At 73.9% G+C, this 14,493-nt stretch carries 16 protein-coding genes and 2 tRNA genes; 10 read left to right on the top strand and 8 right to left on the bottom strand.

All coding sequences use genetic code 11. The annotated features are described in order from the left end of the window. The first annotated feature begins 155 nt into the window (after positions 1-155). The 3 genes from ACIRO3_RS17385 to ACIRO3_RS17375 are packed head-to-tail and all read left to right on the top strand — an operon-like array spanning position 156 to position 2,918. Positions 156-1,223, top strand: coding sequence for a chorismate-binding protein (locus ACIRO3_RS17385; protein WP_361783103.1), 1,068 nt, complete (start codon positions 156-158; stop codon positions 1,221-1,223). Further along, positions 1,220-2,038 carry an aminotransferase class IV gene (locus ACIRO3_RS17380; RefSeq protein ID WP_404137357.1) on the top strand — a complete coding sequence of 273 codons (819 nt, stop codon included), beginning with the start codon at positions 1,220-1,222 and terminating at the stop codon, positions 2,036-2,038. Before ACIRO3_RS17385 ends, ACIRO3_RS17380 begins: the two co-directional genes overlap by 4 nt. A gap of 55 nt (positions 2,039-2,093) precedes the next feature. Then, on the top strand, positions 2,094-2,918 hold the full coding sequence (locus tag ACIRO3_RS17375; RefSeq protein ID WP_404137355.1) for a GNAT family N-acetyltransferase: 825 nt from the start codon (positions 2,094-2,096) through the stop codon (positions 2,916-2,918). Between the two features lie 19 nt (positions 2,919-2,937). On the opposite strand, the gene ACIRO3_RS17370 is transcribed toward ACIRO3_RS17375, so the two are convergent. Next, positions 2,938-3,462 carry a DsbA family protein gene (locus ACIRO3_RS17370; RefSeq protein ID WP_404137352.1) on the bottom strand — a complete coding sequence of 175 codons (525 nt, stop codon included), beginning with the start codon at positions 3,460-3,462 and terminating at the stop codon, positions 2,938-2,940. 197 nt (positions 3,463-3,659) lie between these two features. Here ACIRO3_RS17370 and ACIRO3_RS17365 point away from each other — a divergent pair, with 197 nt between their 5' ends. Together ACIRO3_RS17365 and ACIRO3_RS17360 are read left to right on the top strand one after the other, a co-directional pair. Then, positions 3,660-4,109 (top strand): hypothetical protein, encoded by a 450-nt coding sequence (locus tag ACIRO3_RS17365; RefSeq protein ID WP_404137349.1) that lies wholly within the window; start codon positions 3,660-3,662, stop codon positions 4,107-4,109. A 148-nt stretch (positions 4,110-4,257) separates the two neighbouring features. Continuing rightward, on the top strand, positions 4,258-4,434 hold the full coding sequence (locus ACIRO3_RS17360; protein WP_361783118.1) for a hypothetical protein: 177 nt from the start codon (positions 4,258-4,260) through the stop codon (positions 4,432-4,434). Here the strand turns inward: ACIRO3_RS17360 and ACIRO3_RS17355 are convergent. After that, entirely contained in the window at positions 4,375-4,995 is a 621-nt protein-coding gene (locus tag ACIRO3_RS17355) for a CGNR zinc finger domain-containing protein (RefSeq protein WP_361783121.1), read from the bottom strand. The two genes, ACIRO3_RS17360 and ACIRO3_RS17355, sit on opposite strands and share 60 nt — an antisense overlap. A 199-nt stretch (positions 4,996-5,194) precedes the next feature. Then, positions 5,195-5,608: an SsgA family sporulation/cell division regulator gene (locus tag ACIRO3_RS17350; protein ID WP_030011909.1), complete on the bottom strand. Its 414-nt coding sequence runs from the start codon at positions 5,606-5,608 to the stop codon at positions 5,195-5,197. Positions 5,609-5,785: 177 nt separating this feature from the next. Between ACIRO3_RS17350 and ACIRO3_RS17345 the strand changes: the two genes are divergently transcribed. Together ACIRO3_RS17345 and ACIRO3_RS17340 are read left to right on the top strand one after the other, a co-directional pair. After that, the gene (locus tag ACIRO3_RS17345) at positions 5,786-6,223 is read left to right on the top strand and encodes a TIGR02611 family protein (protein WP_404137345.1); all 438 of its coding nucleotides are present in this window, start codon (positions 5,786-5,788) and stop codon (positions 6,221-6,223) included. A gap of 56 nt (positions 6,224-6,279) precedes the next feature. Next, positions 6,280-6,351, top strand: a tRNA-Val gene (locus tag ACIRO3_RS17340). Positions 6,352-6,411: 60 nt separating this feature from the next. On the opposite strand, the gene ACIRO3_RS17335 is transcribed toward ACIRO3_RS17340, so the two are convergent. Beyond that, positions 6,412-8,802, bottom strand: a complete 2,391-nt coding sequence (locus ACIRO3_RS17335) for an SCO7613 C-terminal domain-containing membrane protein (RefSeq protein ID WP_404137342.1) — start codon at positions 8,800-8,802, stop codon at positions 6,412-6,414. A gap of 173 nt (positions 8,803-8,975) precedes the next feature. Here ACIRO3_RS17335 and ACIRO3_RS17330 point away from each other — a divergent pair. After that, positions 8,976-9,047: transfer RNA gene (locus tag ACIRO3_RS17330), tRNA-Val, on the top strand. A 61-nt stretch (positions 9,048-9,108) separates the two neighbouring features. Here ACIRO3_RS17330 and ACIRO3_RS17325 read toward each other — a convergent pair. Continuing rightward, positions 9,109-9,834 (bottom strand): 3'-5' exonuclease, encoded by a 726-nt coding sequence (locus ACIRO3_RS17325; RefSeq protein ID WP_361783130.1) that lies wholly within the window; start codon positions 9,832-9,834, stop codon positions 9,109-9,111. A 206-nt stretch (positions 9,835-10,040) separates the two neighbouring features. Here ACIRO3_RS17325 and ACIRO3_RS17320 point away from each other — a divergent pair, with 206 nt between their 5' ends. Both ACIRO3_RS17320 and ACIRO3_RS17315 read left to right on the top strand, forming a co-directional pair. Continuing rightward, on the top strand, positions 10,041-10,631 hold the full coding sequence (locus ACIRO3_RS17320; RefSeq protein WP_361783133.1) for a DUF4365 domain-containing protein: 591 nt from the start codon (positions 10,041-10,043) through the stop codon (positions 10,629-10,631). Next, positions 10,631-11,848, top strand: coding sequence for a hypothetical protein (locus tag ACIRO3_RS17315; RefSeq protein WP_404137338.1), 1,218 nt, complete (start codon positions 10,631-10,633; stop codon positions 11,846-11,848). The genes ACIRO3_RS17320 and ACIRO3_RS17315 overlap by 1 nt, the downstream gene beginning before the upstream one ends. Here the strand turns inward: ACIRO3_RS17315 and ACIRO3_RS17310 are convergent. The 3 genes from ACIRO3_RS17310 to ACIRO3_RS17300 form a co-directional block, all read right to left on the bottom strand. After that, positions 11,845-13,221, bottom strand: a complete 1,377-nt coding sequence (locus ACIRO3_RS17310) for a carotenoid oxygenase family protein (protein ID WP_404137335.1) — start codon at positions 13,219-13,221, stop codon at positions 11,845-11,847. The two genes, ACIRO3_RS17315 and ACIRO3_RS17310, sit on opposite strands and share 4 nt — an antisense overlap. Positions 13,222-13,325: 104 nt before the next feature. Beyond that, positions 13,326-13,784: an SRPBCC family protein gene (locus ACIRO3_RS17305; RefSeq protein ID WP_404137332.1), complete on the bottom strand. Its 459-nt coding sequence runs from the start codon at positions 13,782-13,784 to the stop codon at positions 13,326-13,328. Positions 13,785-13,920: 136 nt separating this feature from the next. Then, the gene (locus ACIRO3_RS17300; RefSeq protein ID WP_404137329.1) at positions 13,921-14,487 is read right to left on the bottom strand and encodes a TetR/AcrR family transcriptional regulator; all 567 of its coding nucleotides are present in this window, start codon (positions 14,485-14,487) and stop codon (positions 13,921-13,923) included. Positions 14,488-14,493: the final 6 nt, after the last annotated feature.

The raw sequence follows: 14,493 nt of genomic DNA, 5'->3' as shown, positions 1-14,493 counted from the left end.
TTGCCCCTTCGCTCCCTGGCGACGTGTTGAACTCTAGCGGATTCCCGGGCCAGCTCAAAAACGCGTTTGCGCAGCGTGCTGCCGGTCGATCACCACCGGTCACCCGGCCGTCACCGCACCGGCGAGAACCCGTCACCGGTCATAGACTCGCAGCCGTGCACGACCTGCCCCCCCTGGCCCGCTTCGGCGGCCGCCTCGCGACCGATCTCCGCGATGTCACCAGCGATCCCTCCGCCCTCGACTCCACCGGCTTCTGGGCGGTGGCCGCCGACTTCGAGGGCCGACTGGTCTGCGCGCGGTTCGGCGACGTACGCCCCGACCCCGTTCCCGCGCCGCTGCCCGGCGCCTGGCGCGGCCCCGCCGCCGACGGCTGGGTCTCCTCGCTCGACCGTGCCGCGTACGTGGCCGGCGTCCGGCGGGTGCGCGAGTACATCGCGAAGGGCGAGGTCTACCAGGCGAACCTGTGCCGGGTGATGTCGGCGCCGCTGCCCGACGCGGCCACCGCCGACGTGGACGCCCTCACCGCGCTGCTCGCGCGCGGTAATCCGGCGCCCTATGCAGGAACGATTCGGCTGCCGGCGCGGGGCGTCGAGATCGCGACGGCCTCGCCCGAGCTGTACCTGCGCCGCAGCGGCCGCCACGTGGAGTCGGGCCCCATCAAGGGCACCGGTCGGACCGTCGCCGACCTGCTCCCCAAGGACCACGCCGAGAACGTGATGATCGTGGACCTCGTACGCAACGACCTCGGCCGCGTCTGCGCCACCGGCTCCGTCGCGGTCCCCGCCCTGTGCGAGGTCGAGGAGCACCCGGGGCTGGTCCACCTCGTGTCCACCGTCAGCGGTGAACTCGCCGAGGGTGCGGGCTGGGCGGAGCTGCTCGACGCGACCTTCCCGCCCGGCTCCGTCACCGGCGCCCCCAAATCCTCCGCGCTGCGGATCATCGAAGAGCTGGAGACCGCCCCGCGCGGCCCCTACTGTGGCGGCATCGGGTGGGTCGACGCCGATCAGGGCACCGCCGAGCTCGCCGTCGGCATCCGGACCTTCTGGATCGACCGCGCGGCGGCGGGCGGACCGCGCCTGTGCTTCGGCACCGGCGCGGGGATCACCTGGGGGTCCGACCCGGACCGCGAGTGGGCGGAAACGGAATTGAAGGCCGCCCGGCTGCTCGGCGTCGCCTCAGGCACGCCCGAGACGCACGGGCTGAGCGCGGGGAGCGTGCGGTGAAGATCTGGCTCGGCGGCACATTGCGGGACGTGGACGACGCGAAGGTGTCGGTGCTGGACCACGGGCTGACCGTGGGGGACGGCGTCTTCGAGACGCTCCGGGCGAGCGACGGGCAGGCCTTCGCGCTCACCCGTCACCTGGACCGGCTGACCCGCTCGGCACGCGGCCTCGGTCTGCCCGACCCCGACCTCGACGAGGTGCGCCGGGCCTGCGCCGAGGTGCTGAAGTCCAATCCGATGCCGCTCGGCCGGCTGCGGATCACCTACACCGGCGGGGTGTCCCCACTCGGCTCCGATCGCGGGGAGGCCGGTCCCACCCTGATCGTCGCGGTCGGCCCGACGGCCCGACGCCCGGACACCACCGCGGTGATCACCGTCCCGTGGGTCCGCAACGAGCGCTCGGCCGTGACCGGACTGAAGACCACCTCGTACGCCGAGAACGTGGTCGCGCTCGCCCGCGCGCACGCGGCCGGGGCCAGTGAGGCGCTGTTCGGCAACACCGTCGGTCGGCTCTGCGAGGGCACCGGCTCCAACGTCTTCGTGGTCCTCGACGGGCAGGCCCACACCCCGCCCGTCTCCTCGGGTTGCCTCGCCGGCATCACCCGGGCCCTGACCGTGCGGTGGATCGGCGCCAAGGAGACCGATCTGCCCCTCGACGTCCTGGATCACGCCGAGGAGGTCTTCCTGACCTCGACCCTGCGCGACGTCCAGGCCGTCCACCGGATCGACGACCGGGACCTCGCCGCCCCCGGGCCGGTCACCGCCCGGGCGATGCGGATCTTCGACGAGCAGGCCGGCGCGGACCTCGATCCGTAGGCCCCGTCGGGGAAAGGCACTGTCGCGGCGGCGGCCCGGCGGGTAGAACTCGACGATGACCACCACCCTGCGGCCGAGCGGGCCGCTTCAGCAGAGCGACGGGGGCGCGCGCTCGCGCCCGTACGAGGTACGCGTCAACAGCAGGCGCGTCGGGGCGCTGACGATCGCCGCGGACACGCCCTTCGGACCTGCCGTCGGCGAGATCCGCGACCTCGTCGTCGACGAGCCCGACCGCCGGCGGGGCCGGGCCACCGTCGCGGCGCTCGCCGCGGAGGAGGTGCTGCGCGGCTGGGGCTGCCGGCGGGTCCGCGTCTCGGTGCCCGCCGACTCGGCGGGCGGGCGGCGGTTGGCCGAGACCCTCGGTTACGTCGAGCACGGCCGCAACATGGCCAAGGAACTCCCCGCCGAGCCGCCCGCCGCCCGCGAAGGGGTGACCGACCGGCCCATGACGCCGGCCGAGTACGAGGAGTGGGAGGCCCTCGCCCGTGCGAGCTACGCCGCGCTCTGGGTCGAGCGCGGCATGTCCCCCCAGGCCGCGGCAGCCAAGTCGCAGGCCGACCACGACGCCAACCTGCCCCGGGGACTGGCCAGTCCGGGCGTCTCGCTGTCCGTCCTGGAGGCGGGCGGCGCCACCGTCGGGACGCTGTGGGTCGCGCGGCATGACGGGGGCGCGTACGTCTTCGACGTCGAGGTGGCCGAGGAACACCGAGGGCGCGGCCACGGCCGGGACCTGATGCTGCTCGCCGAGCGCGTGGCCCTCGCCGACGGCCAACGGACCCTGGCGCTCCACGTCTTCACCACCAACACCCCGGCCCGGCGGCTCTACGAGTCCCTCGGCTACCGCCCGACCCGCCTCAACCTCGCCAAGGACCTGCTCTGAGCCGCTGAACGGGGCTCGGTCAGGGGGCCAGCAGACGGTCGGCGATCTCCTCGACGCGGGCGCGCAGACCGTCCTGGCTCTTGCCGCCGTCGAGGCGTTCGCCGCCGATCACGTACGTCGGCGTACCGCTCACGCCGATCGCCTTGCCCTCGGCCTGGTCGGCGTCCACGATCAGGATGTGCCGCCCGTCGACCAGGGCGGTGTCGAACTCCTCGACGTCCAGGCCGAGTTCGCGTGCCACGTCCAGCAGGACGGGTTCGCCGAGCCGGGCGAGCTCCGCGGTGCGGGCCAGTACGGCCTCCACGTACGGCCAGCCCTGACCCTGCTCCACGGCCTCCTCGGCGGCCTGCGCGGCGGCGAAGGCGTGCTTGTGCTTCTCCAGCGGGAAATGGCGCAGCACGATGTCCAGGCGGTCGCCGTAACGGGCCCGCAGGGCGCGCACGTCGTCCAGGGCGGCGTGGCAGTCCGGGCACTGGAGCTCGCACCACACCTCCAGGACGACGGGGGCGGGAGTGGAGGCGGCGGTGGCGTGGGAATCGGTCATGGACACAGTCTCCCAGCAGTGTCCGCACCCGTCGGCACCCCCACCCACCGGCACCCGGGGAGGAGGCGCGACCCGGAGATGTCCCGGAGATCGGCGCGGGATCCGTTCCGGGCGTGGCCGTGGCGGTGTCGCCCGGTGCAGGATGGATAGGGACAGAACGCCCAAGCCTCACAGACAGCCCTGCCCTGGAGGACAGCATGCTTGCCGAGACCATATGTTCCGCGGTGTCCGCGGCGGGCCTGGGCTTGGCCGCGGTGACGGCGTACCGCAGGCGTTTCCTGGCCGCCACCCGGATCGCCGCCTACGCGCTGGTCCCGGTGGGCCTGGTGCTGACGGGCGTCGTGGAGTGGGTGTCCGGCATGGTCTTCAAGCCGTCCGTCTGGATCGGCTTCGGGCTCCTGGGCCTGTCCTGGCTGCTCTTCGCGACCACCCGCGCCGTCGAACGCCGCGCGCTCGCCAAGGGCGGGAAGCCACAGAAGGAGCCGAGGGCCGCCAAGGGCCGTCGGGCACCCGAGGCCGTCGCCCCGAACGCCTCCGCGCCCTCGCTCGGCGCCGGTGCGCCCCGGCCCGCCGCCGGCCAAGCCCCGGCGGCCCCCGCGGACGACTTCTCCGACATCGAGGCCATCCTCAAGAAGCACGGCATCTGACCCGGTCGAAGGAGCCCGCGGCGCTCGGCCCGGTCGGGCCGTGGCGTCGGCGGGGCGTGTGCGAACCGACGGGAACTGACGAACTCCCGCGTGTTCGTTGGCGTGTTGAGCGCCGATCGGGGTCGTGCTGCGCGATCATCGGCCCGACATGCTCGACACATCGCAGGGTGAGCCGCAGGCTCCCGCCCCCGTCGCCGAGGACCCCGCCGCCGAACGTGGGCGCGGCTGTCTCTTCGCGCTCTCCCAGCCGCCCCTGATGATCTTCCTAGGGGTGATCGGAACCCTGCTGCTGCTCGCCGCCGTGCACGACCTCTTCCTGCTCTGAGCCGTGCGCGTCCGCCTCCTTGCGGCGCGCCCGGTACGCCGCCACGTGCAACCGGTTCCCGCAGGTCCGGCTGTCGCAGTAGCGTCTCGACCGGTTCCGGGACAGGTCCACGAAGGCGCGCCGGCAGTCCGGGGCCTCGCAGCGACGCAGCCGCTCCTCTTCCCCGGACACCACGATGAAGGCCAGCGCCATCCCGCCGTCCGCGGCCAGGTGGTCGCCCAGCGAGGCGCCCGGCGCGAAGTAGTGCACGTGCCAGTCGTAGCCGTCGTGGTCGGTCAGCCGGGGGGTGGTGCCCGCCGTGGCCACGAGTTCGTTGATCTGGGTGGCGGCCGCCCGCGAAGTCGGCGCCGCGAACACCTGGGCGAACTTGCCGCGTACCGCGCGCACCCCGGACAGGTCACGGGCGCCGAGTTCGCCGACGTCACTGATCGCGTACTCGCGGACGAATCCGCGCAGCGCGCCCAGGTCCGACAGCCCGTCCGTCCGGCCGGGCTCGGCCGCGGTGTTCACCAGCGCGACGACGACGTCGAGCGCGCGACGGGTGTCGTGGGGGATCTGCACGAGGTCTCCCTGTGGGGCGGGCCTGCGACGACGGGCCTGCCGTCACTTGGGGGCCGACTCTAGCGGGTCCTGCGCGCAGCGCACCGGCGCCGCCCTCGCGGTTGGCTTCCGCGAGAACAGCGCCGGCACGGCCGTATGTGGTTGTCCGACGCGCACCGTCGCCCCGAGTCGGACGGTGTCGCGCCGGTGTAGGCCTGGCTCAGCTTTCGGCCAGGATGTGGGAGAGCTCCTTGTCGAGGTCGAAGTGCCGGTGTTCGGTCCCGGGTGGGACCGCGGCGTCCGTCCGCTTGAGGAACGACTCGAGTGCTCGGGCGGGTGCTTCGAGCAGTGCTTCTCCCTCCGGTGAGCTCAGGGCGATGCAGACGACGCCCTGACCGTGGCTGCGGGACGGCCAGACGCGGACGTCGCCGGTACCGGTGGGCCGGTGGAGGCCCTCGGCGAGGAGGTCGCGGGCGAATACCCATTCGACCGTCTCCTCGGCGCCGGTGTGGAAGGTGGCGTGCACGGCGTAGGGGTCGGCCGTGTCATACCGCAGGCCCGCGGGAACAGGCAGTGAGGACTCGCTCGACACAACGAGGCGCAGGTGCAGCTCGCAGCTGACCGTGGTGTTCATAAGCGCCAGGGCCTTTCGCTCAGTGTGCGCTCGGGGATTCGCACGTCGGCGAAATCGACATGCCACCTACGGTGCCGTTGTAAACCCCTCTGACCGTTTTGCGGACCTCTGGGTCCCTCGAACGGCGGATCCAAACCATCGTTCACGCGTGTATCCGGCTCGGGTAGATTCGGCGGCATGAATACGGGGAGTGACCGCGAGGCCCAGGAGCCCGCGACCAGTGAGACGACACCGGACGAGAAGCCGCACGTGTCGAGGGCGCCGGCCTTCGTCAAGGCCCGGCGCAGCCTGCACCTGAGCTGGCAGGTCGGCGTCTTCATCGTCGGCCTGGCCGTCATCGCCGCGGGTGTGGCGATGCTCGTCCTGCCGGGCCCGGGTTGGGTCGCGATCTTCGCCGGCCTGTTCATCTGGGGCACCGAGTTCGCCTGGGCGCAGGTCGTGCTGCGCTGGACCAAGCGCAAGGTGGCCGAGGCGGCCCAGAAGGCGCTCGACCCCAAGGTGCGCCGCCGCAACATCATCCTGACCAGCGTCGGACTCGTGATCGCCGGCGCGCTGGTCGGCTTCTACCTGTGGAAGTACGGCCTGATGCTGCCGTGGAACATCAAGGACCAGTGATCCGTCCCTGATGGCGGGAAGCACCGCTGACATGCGGTAATGTTTGCGGTGCGTCCGGGCGATTAGCTCAGTGGGAGAGCACTTCGTTCACACCGAAGGGGTCACTGGTTCGAACCCAGTATCGCCCACCCGGACCAGAGGCCCGGAGACTTCACCGTCTCCGGGCCTCTGGCGTTTCCCGAGCGATGTCACCCGAGCCGGCCGAGCGCGTTCCGCAGCCGGCGGGCGTCGCGCAACCGGCGCTCGTACGTCGCTCCGACCAGCAGCAGCAACAGGCCCGCCAGCGCCGGCGGCAGCCACCTGGGCAGCGCGCCGACGACCTGGACCACGTACGGGGCCAACTCGTGCAGGGCCACCGCCGCGAGCGTCGCGCCGCCCAGCAGGAGCGGGGCCTGGAGCCGTTGCCGGGCGCCGACCAGCGTGAGCGCCAGCGCGGCCAGGCCCAGCAGCAGCGGTCGCTGCCAGTGCGGGTCGCCCCAGGCCGCGATCAGGGCGGGCAGCAGGGTCGCCGCCAGACCGGGCGCGTACGCCGTCCAGGACGAGGCGGCCGGATCGCGGCGACGGCGTACGAAGCCCACCACCAGCGCCGGGACCGTCACGGGCAGCGTGTACGCCTCGGGCCAGGCCACCCCGGACGCGCTCAGCCGGACCCAGGTCGCGGCCACGAACAGCGCCCAGGCCGCCCAGCCCAACCGGCGCCGGTCCGCGCGCACCGCCGCGGCCGCGCAGACCACCCCGGCCAGGGCCAACGCCGGTGCCAGGGCCCGCGCCGACGGGTCGGAGGCGGCCAACGCCAGGGCGAGCACCCCCGACGCGATCGACGCCGCCTCGGCGGGAACCCGCACCGCGCCCCACCGGGGGCCGAACGCGACCACCGCGGCCGGGACCGCCAGTACCGGCGGCGCCCACCAGGCCACCGCGAGCCCCGACAGCGTGCACAGCGCCACCACCAGCGCCGTGGCCCACCCGACGGCGAGCACCGCGGCCCCGCCCCGGGCCCACCGGGGACCGGGCCGGTACGCCGCTCCCGCCGCGCCGGCGGCCGTCAGGGTCCCCAGCACCAGGACCGTGGCCAGTCGGCCGTCCAGCGCCCCCACAGCGGTGCTCCCGGCCCCCAGGAGCGCGCAGCCGGCGGCCGCGATCCCGATCCCGATCCCGATCCCGATACCGATCCCGATACCGGTATCGGTATCGGCGGGCCGGGGCCGCAGTGCCAACGCCCCCGCGGCCACCGTCACCGACAGGTGCGCCGCGAGCACCACCGCCACCGGGAAGCCCAGCAGCACCGGGGCCGCGAACAGCCCGGCCCACCCCAGCACCACCGCGAGCACCCCGGCCTCGGGTCTGGCCGGGAACAGCCGGGCCGCCCGAGCGGCCGCCCCCGCCGTCACCAGCAGCGTCACCGCCACCGCCGCGCCCGTACCGGGCCGGTTCGCCTCCGGGGTCGTCGCCGCCCACACCTCGCCGAGCACCCGCAGCCGGCTCGACAGCGCCGGCGCCACCGACGCCAGGGCCCAGAGCGCCGCCGCCGCGGCCACGCCCAGCCCCGCGCCGGCCAGACCGCGCCGCACGGCCGCCGGGAGCGCGGTCGCCGGGAGCGCGTTCGCCCCCACCCCCGCCGGCAGGGTCAGGACCAGGGCCACCGCCAGGTGCGCCACCACCGCCCAGCCCGTGTCCCCTCGCGGGGAGAGCGGGCCGCCCACCGCCACCACCGCGGCCAGACCGCCGGCGAGCGCGGCCGCCCAGGCCCGCGGCACCCGCCAGGCCACGGCCACGCCGAGCGCCGCCACTGCCGCGAGCAACAGGGCCGGGGCCATCGCGCCCGGGGTGAGGGCCGACTCCACCAGGCCGACCGCGAGCGCGGCCACACCCAGCGCGGCCCCGGCCGGCCACGCGGCCCGCGCCCGGGCCACCGTCATCGCCGCGACCACGTCCAGCGCGGCCGTCGCCAGCAGCGCCCACCCGAGCCCCACCGGGTCCGCCGCGGAGGCGAGCGCCGCCAGCGGCAGGGGGAACTGCGCCGCCACCACGGCGACGGGCCACGGCAGCCGCAGCCCGGGCAGCGCCCGCCCGTACCCGGCCCAGAGCGCCGCCAGGACGGCGGCCGCCCCCGCCGTGTACGCGACGCCGTCGATCCCCGACATCCCGACGGCGTGCACCGCGTACGCGTCCAGCACCGTCAGCGACAGCCCCAGCGCGGCGACCGACTCCGCCGTGGACCGCAACCCGCGACGCAGCAGCGGCAGCGGCGCGACGAGCGCCCCCGCCGTCACCACGGCCAGTACCGCGGCGCGGACGGCGATGCCGAGGGAACCCCAGCTGACGAGGGTGAAGGCCAGCGCCGCCACCGAAAGCAGCACCGCGCCCAACGTCAGCAGCACGTTCTGCGCGCCCCGGCCCGAGGCGTCCTTGACGGGGGGCGAGGGCGGCGCCGGCGCGGGCGCCGACGGCCACGGGGTCGGCGGCAGGCGCAGCAACCAGTCGCGGCGGGCCGTCAGATGGGCGCGACGGGCGTCGAGTCGGGCGAGTTCGCCGGCGATGAGCGCCAGCTCCTCGGCGGGCGACAGAGGCGTGTTCATGCTCGGAGTGTGGTGCCCGTCACGCCGTCGGCACATGGGCGGGTGTACTCAGATCCGCCTGAGTACGCCCGGTGCCCGGAGCGGGATCCGGATGCCGCGAGAGGCCGGCCCGAGGGTCGACCGGAAGCGGTTTGAACAGACCCCGGGGCTCTTGTATTGTTCAGTCCGTTCCCGGGCGATTAGCTCAGCGGGAGAGCACTTCGTTCACACCGAAGGGGTCACTGGTTCGATCCCAGTATCGCCCACCGGGAGAGGCCGGTCCGTCACAGACGGACCGGCCTTCCGCATTCCCGCACCAACCGCCCGCTACGCCGCCGCTCCCAGTTCCGGCCGCAGCGGCCAGTGCGGATCCACCGACTCCGGCGTTCCCTGGCGGGCGAACCAGGCCTGCAGCCCCCGGGCCTGCGCCGCGTGCCACACCGCCTGGAGCGTGTGCAGCTCGGCCGGGGTCAGCCGCTCCAGCCGGCCCGCGAACCGGCGCCCGACCGCCCGGACCACCTCCAGCGAGGCCAGGGCGTCCGCCGAGGCGTCATGGGCCCCCTCCAGTTCTATGCCGTAGTGCGCGCACAGGTCCGTCAGCGTCCGGCGACCCTTGCGGTAGCGGTCCAGGTGCTTGTCCAACACCCGCGGATCCAGCACCGTCAGCGGCCGGTTGTCCAGATACCGCGCCAGCGAGGAGGCCCGGTGGCGGCGCAACTCCCTGTCCAGCAGCGTCAGGTCGAACGGCGCGTTCATCACCACCACCGGCCGGCCCGCCACCTGCTGCTCCGCGAGCGCGCGGGCTATCTCCTCCACCACCGGCGCGGGCCAACGGCCGTGACGCTGAAGGTGCTCGTCGGTCAGGCCGTGGACCTCCGTGGCGCCCGGGGGTACCGGGACGCCGGGATTGACCAGCCAACGGGTGGAACGGACGCGACCGCCCGCGCACTCCTGCACGACGAGCGCGGCGGACACGATCCGATCCTCCTCGACGTCCACTCCGGTGGTCTCCGTGTCGAATGCGGCCAGCGGGCCCTCATACCAGCGTGTCATGGCGAACTCCTCGTCCCCGGTCGGCAGATGGGGCGCACCCGGATCACGCCGCCCTTGCCCGAATCGGTGATACCCGGGCTGTTTGCCCCGTACGCCGTTTGCGACTCGTCTGCTACGGAGACAACTTCCCTGGGGGGCCGTACACATGACCGGTCATCACCCCGACACCTCACTCTGCGGAGCCCGCAAGGCATGGGGAGCCGGCCATGGCGCTCACACAGCCCGAACCGTTCGGGGTGCCACCGGCGCAGATCGGTCCGCGGCCGGACGCGCGGACCGGACCGCTGCGCGGCACACTCGCCACCACCGCCTGCATGGAGACCCTCCAGGTGGGATACCTCCACGCCGTCGCGGCCGCGGCCGGCTGCTCGCTGTCCCAGCCCTTCCCGGACAACGGCATCGACTGGCACGTCAGCCACGGCGCCCCCGAGCACGTCGTCGACGACGAGGTCACCATCAAGGTGCAGTTGAAGGCGACCTACCAGACACCGCCGCGGCCGGCCGGAGCCACCTTCGGCTTCACCCTCGACAACGAGCACCTCGTGAAACTGGCGCGCACTCCCGTCGCCGTCCACAAGATCCTCGTGGTGATGCTCGTGCCCAGGGAGCGCGAGCAGTGGCTGGCGGCCGGACACGACCGGCTCGACCTGCGGCACTGCTGCTACTGGACCAACCTCGCCGGACAGCCCGTGACCGGCCGGCGCCGGACCACCGTGCGGATACCGACCGCGCGGATCTTCGACGACCGGGCGCTGTGCGAGATCATGACCCGGGTCGGGTCGGGAGGGACACCTTGATGGAACGGTACTCACCGCGCCCGGAGCCGCTGACGCCCCCGGATCCCACCGGGTACGCGGACGCCGCCACGCCCGATCCCGCGAAGGTCGATCCCGCCGTGCTCGGCGCGCTGTTGCACCGGCACGGCTGGCTGCGCCGCGGCGGGGCCGCCGGTCGGTACGGGAGGTGGACGCCGCCCGGGCTCCCGGGCACCAGCCTGCTCGTCCCCGAGAGCCGGACCTTCCCCGACTGCGCGGACCTGCTGGACGAGGCGTTGGCCGCGCTGGCGCACAGCGGGCTGCCCTCGGCACGGGAGGTGCTGTTCGGGTTGAGCGTCCCGAGCGACGAGATCCGCTGGGAACGGGAGTTCCCCGAGGGCTCGTACCCGGCGCGGGGCGCGGAGGCCTGGACCGTGCAGGAACAACTCCGCTCGGCCGCCCGGCAGCTGCTGCTCGCCGGGGCCCTGGCGGCGCACGCCCGCGCCGGGTACTACGGGGCCCGTCACCGGGCGCAGGCCGAACGGGCCCTGGACGGGGTGCTGGTGGGACCCTCGCCGGGCGGCCGGCGACTCGCCGCGTACGTCCCGGTGGACGGGGGGCGGGGCGTCACCGCCCGGCTGCACCACGCGCTGCACGCGGCCCGCGAGGCCGTGGACTACCGGCGCGCCACCGGCGGCATGGAGGCCTTCGACGCGGCCGTGGAGGCCGGCGTCAGCCGGGAACTCGCCGACGCGCTCATCGCCCTCGTGCGGGGCTCGGAGGGGGCCCGGATCGCGTTGGCCTGGGCTCCGGCGGCGGGCGTTCCGGCGGGGTGCGCGGCCCGGCCGGAGGCCGTGGAGTTCTCCCCGGGCGACCTCCCGGTGCTGCGCGAGGCGGCCGCCCGGTACACGCGGGACGAACCGGCGATCCCCGTCCGGTTGGCCGGGGCCGTGGTCCGGATGCGGCGCTCGGCGGCGGGCGGCGGCGGAACGGTGCGGCTGCGGGTCTTGTCGGGGGCGGAGGTGCCGTACGTACGGGCCGCCCTCGACGAGGAGTCGTACCGGGTCGCGGGCCACGCCCACCTGATGGGCCTGCCGGTCCGGGTCAGCGGGCGGCTCCAGCGGCGGGGCGGGTTCCGGAGGCTGACGGACGCGGTGGACGTGCGGCCGGTCCCGCTCGACGAGGTCGAACGGGACCGGCTGATGAAGTCCCTCGACGAGTCCTTCGACCCCTCCGAGGTGCTTCCCTCCGACGACTAGGACGCCGCCGGCGCTTCGGCGTCGGGGATCCAGGAGCCGTGGATCATGGCGGGGACCCGGCGGGGGAGGTGGACGGTCGCGACCGGCGGGAGGGTGAGGTCGGTCGCGTCCAGGACGAGCAACCGCGAGGCGTCGGCGTTCAGGTCGCTGACCACGGTCAGCAGGTAGCCCGCGTCCTCGTCGCCGGGGCCCGCGTCGGCGGCCGGTACGAACACGGCCTCGCCGGGCAGCCGGCCGGTGCCGAAGGGCAGGATCTGACGGCCGCCGGTGGTGCGGTCGTACTTGACCAGTCCGTGGTTGCCGACGCCGAGGTCGTCCGGGAAGGACAGGGCGTACTGGTAGCGGTGTTCCCGGCCCAGGTACGCGTCGTTGATGGTGGGGAACTCCACGGTCAGGTCGTCCGTCTGCTCCTGCGTGACCGTGCCGGCGGCCAGGTCGACGGTCCAGCGACGGCCGCGGGAGCCGGAGTTGGGCTCGGCGCCGCGGTCGGGGGCGCCGACCCACCAGTTCCAGGAGCGCTGCCAGCCCGCGCGGCCGACGGCCGGGCCCTCCACGACGATCCGACCGCGCGCGTCCTCGTACGCGTTGGCGAAGTGCATTCCGTAGCCGGGGGCGATCTCGAACCAGCGGATCCGGGCCGCGCCGCCCGCACCCCGGGGCATCACCCCGATCCGGGAGACCTGGCTCTCGCTCCAGCCGTACGGGATGCCGGAGTGCTCGGAGGGGTCGAAGGTCACCGAGCCCTCCAGGAAGACGACGTGGTGGGCGGTCAGCGCGAAGTCGTGCTTCAGCGCGGCGCTCGCCCCCGGCACTTCCGCGCTGTCGAGGACCTTGCCGTCGGCCGAGGCCACGTGGTGGATCAGGAACGGCGGGAACGGCGAGGAGGCGAAGAAGTGGAGCTCCCCGGTGACGGGGTCCTCCTTGGGGTGGGCGGTCATCGCCGAGGTGAGCCTGCCGCCGAAGTCGTAGGCGCCCACGGTCTCCAGGTCGGGGGTCAGCTCGAAGGGCAGGGCGGCCTCGCTGAGGGCCAGGAGCCGTCCGGCGTGCTCGATGACATGGGTGCCGGCGGTGCTCGCGGTCAGATCGGGGCCGCGTTCGGTCATGTACGGGGCGCCGTCCAGCGCGGGGGTGTGCACCCAGCGGTTGCGGTACCACTCGGCGCGACCGTCGCGCAGCCGGATGCCGTGGACCATGCCGCTGCCCTTGAACCAGTGGGTGGGGGTGATGCCGGGCTTGGGGTTGTGGCTGTTGCGCAGCAGCCGACCGGTCAGTTCGGGCGGGAGCGCGCCCTCCACCGTCAGGTCGGTCGCGGTGATCTCGTCGACCACGGGGGCGTAGTGGCCCGTCAGGTACGGCTTCTTCGCGTCGGTCATCGTCTTCACTTCCTGGCTGGTCCGCACGGTGGGCCTCGGCTTTCGGCGGGTGCGGTGGGGAGGTGGCGGGGTGTTCGGTCGGCTTCAGCGCGCCTCGGCGGGCTTCAGCGGGCTTCGGCGGTGCTCTTCAGGAGGTGGAGCCACTCCTCCAGGGACTGGCGCAGCGCCGCCTCCATCTCGGAGGGGCGCGCCTCGACGGGGGCGCCGGCCCAGGACTCCTCGGTGCGGACGGTGACCCCCGCGGCGTCCTCGTGGAAGGTCCAGACGTGCACTCCGTCGATCCCGTGGGCGGGGCCGCCCCAGGCGATCCGCCGGCCGGGCGTCACGTCGAGGACGGTCGAGGTGATGTCGAGTCCGTGGGTGAGCCAGCGGAAGCGGGAGCCCGCGGCGAGGGGGCCCACGAACTCGACGCGGTCGACGCCGGTGTGCCAGTCGGCCCAGCCGGCGATGTCGGTGTGCAGGGCCCAGACCGTGGCGAGGGGTGCCGCGATGGTGGTCTCCAGGCGGACGACGGCGGGGGCGTTCTCGTCGATCGTGGTGGGGCGGGTGGTGTTCGTGGTCATGTCCGGTGCTCCTGGGTTCGGTGGGGAGGTGGTCGCTGGTATGTGTGTGGTTGACCACTCACTCTTTGGTCCGGAAAGAGGGCGGGCTCCGGGGCCCGCCCTGTTCCGTCGTTCGTCCTCGTGGTCGCCCGGCTCGTCAGTAGTGCCGGACCCCGGCCGAGAGGGTCCGCGTCCACGGCGCGTCGACGGCCTGCGTGTCCATCGACACCAGCAGGTGGCAGAGCATGCCGACCGCGAAGAACCGCTGCACCTCCGGCTCGCCGCCGCCCGAGGCGCCGCGCACGTACTCCACCAGCCGGGCGTAGCCGGCCCGGACGGTGTCCCGGACCGCCACCTCCGACACGGCCGCCGCCTGGGCGTGGGTGAGGACGAGCAGCAGGTCCTTGTCCGCGATCAGGTGGGCGTAGGCGTCGCCCATGGAGCTCAGCACGGCTTCGGGTGAACCGCCCCCGGCGTTCGCCGCGCCCTCCTCCAGGCTGGCCCGCACCCGGGTGAAGCAGTGGTCGACGACGGCGGTGAACAGCGCCTCCTTGTTTGGGAAGAGCCGGTAGACGTACGACTGGGAGATGCCGGCGGCCTTGGCCACCTCCGTGGTCGTGGTGCCGAAGTAACCGCGCGAGGCGAAGGCCCCGATGGCGGTGCGCAGCACCGTCTCCCGGCGTTCCTCCGCGGAGGAGAGCTGTCGACGTCGTTCCGTGTTCATGTGAGT

The organism is Streptomyces sp. NPDC102278 (assembly GCF_044766345.1).
Classification (GTDB): Bacteria; Actinomycetota; Actinomycetes; order Streptomycetales; family Streptomycetaceae; genus Streptomyces.
Note: the sequence above shows the minus strand (reverse complement) of the source record. Positions and strands in the feature narration are given on the sequence as shown.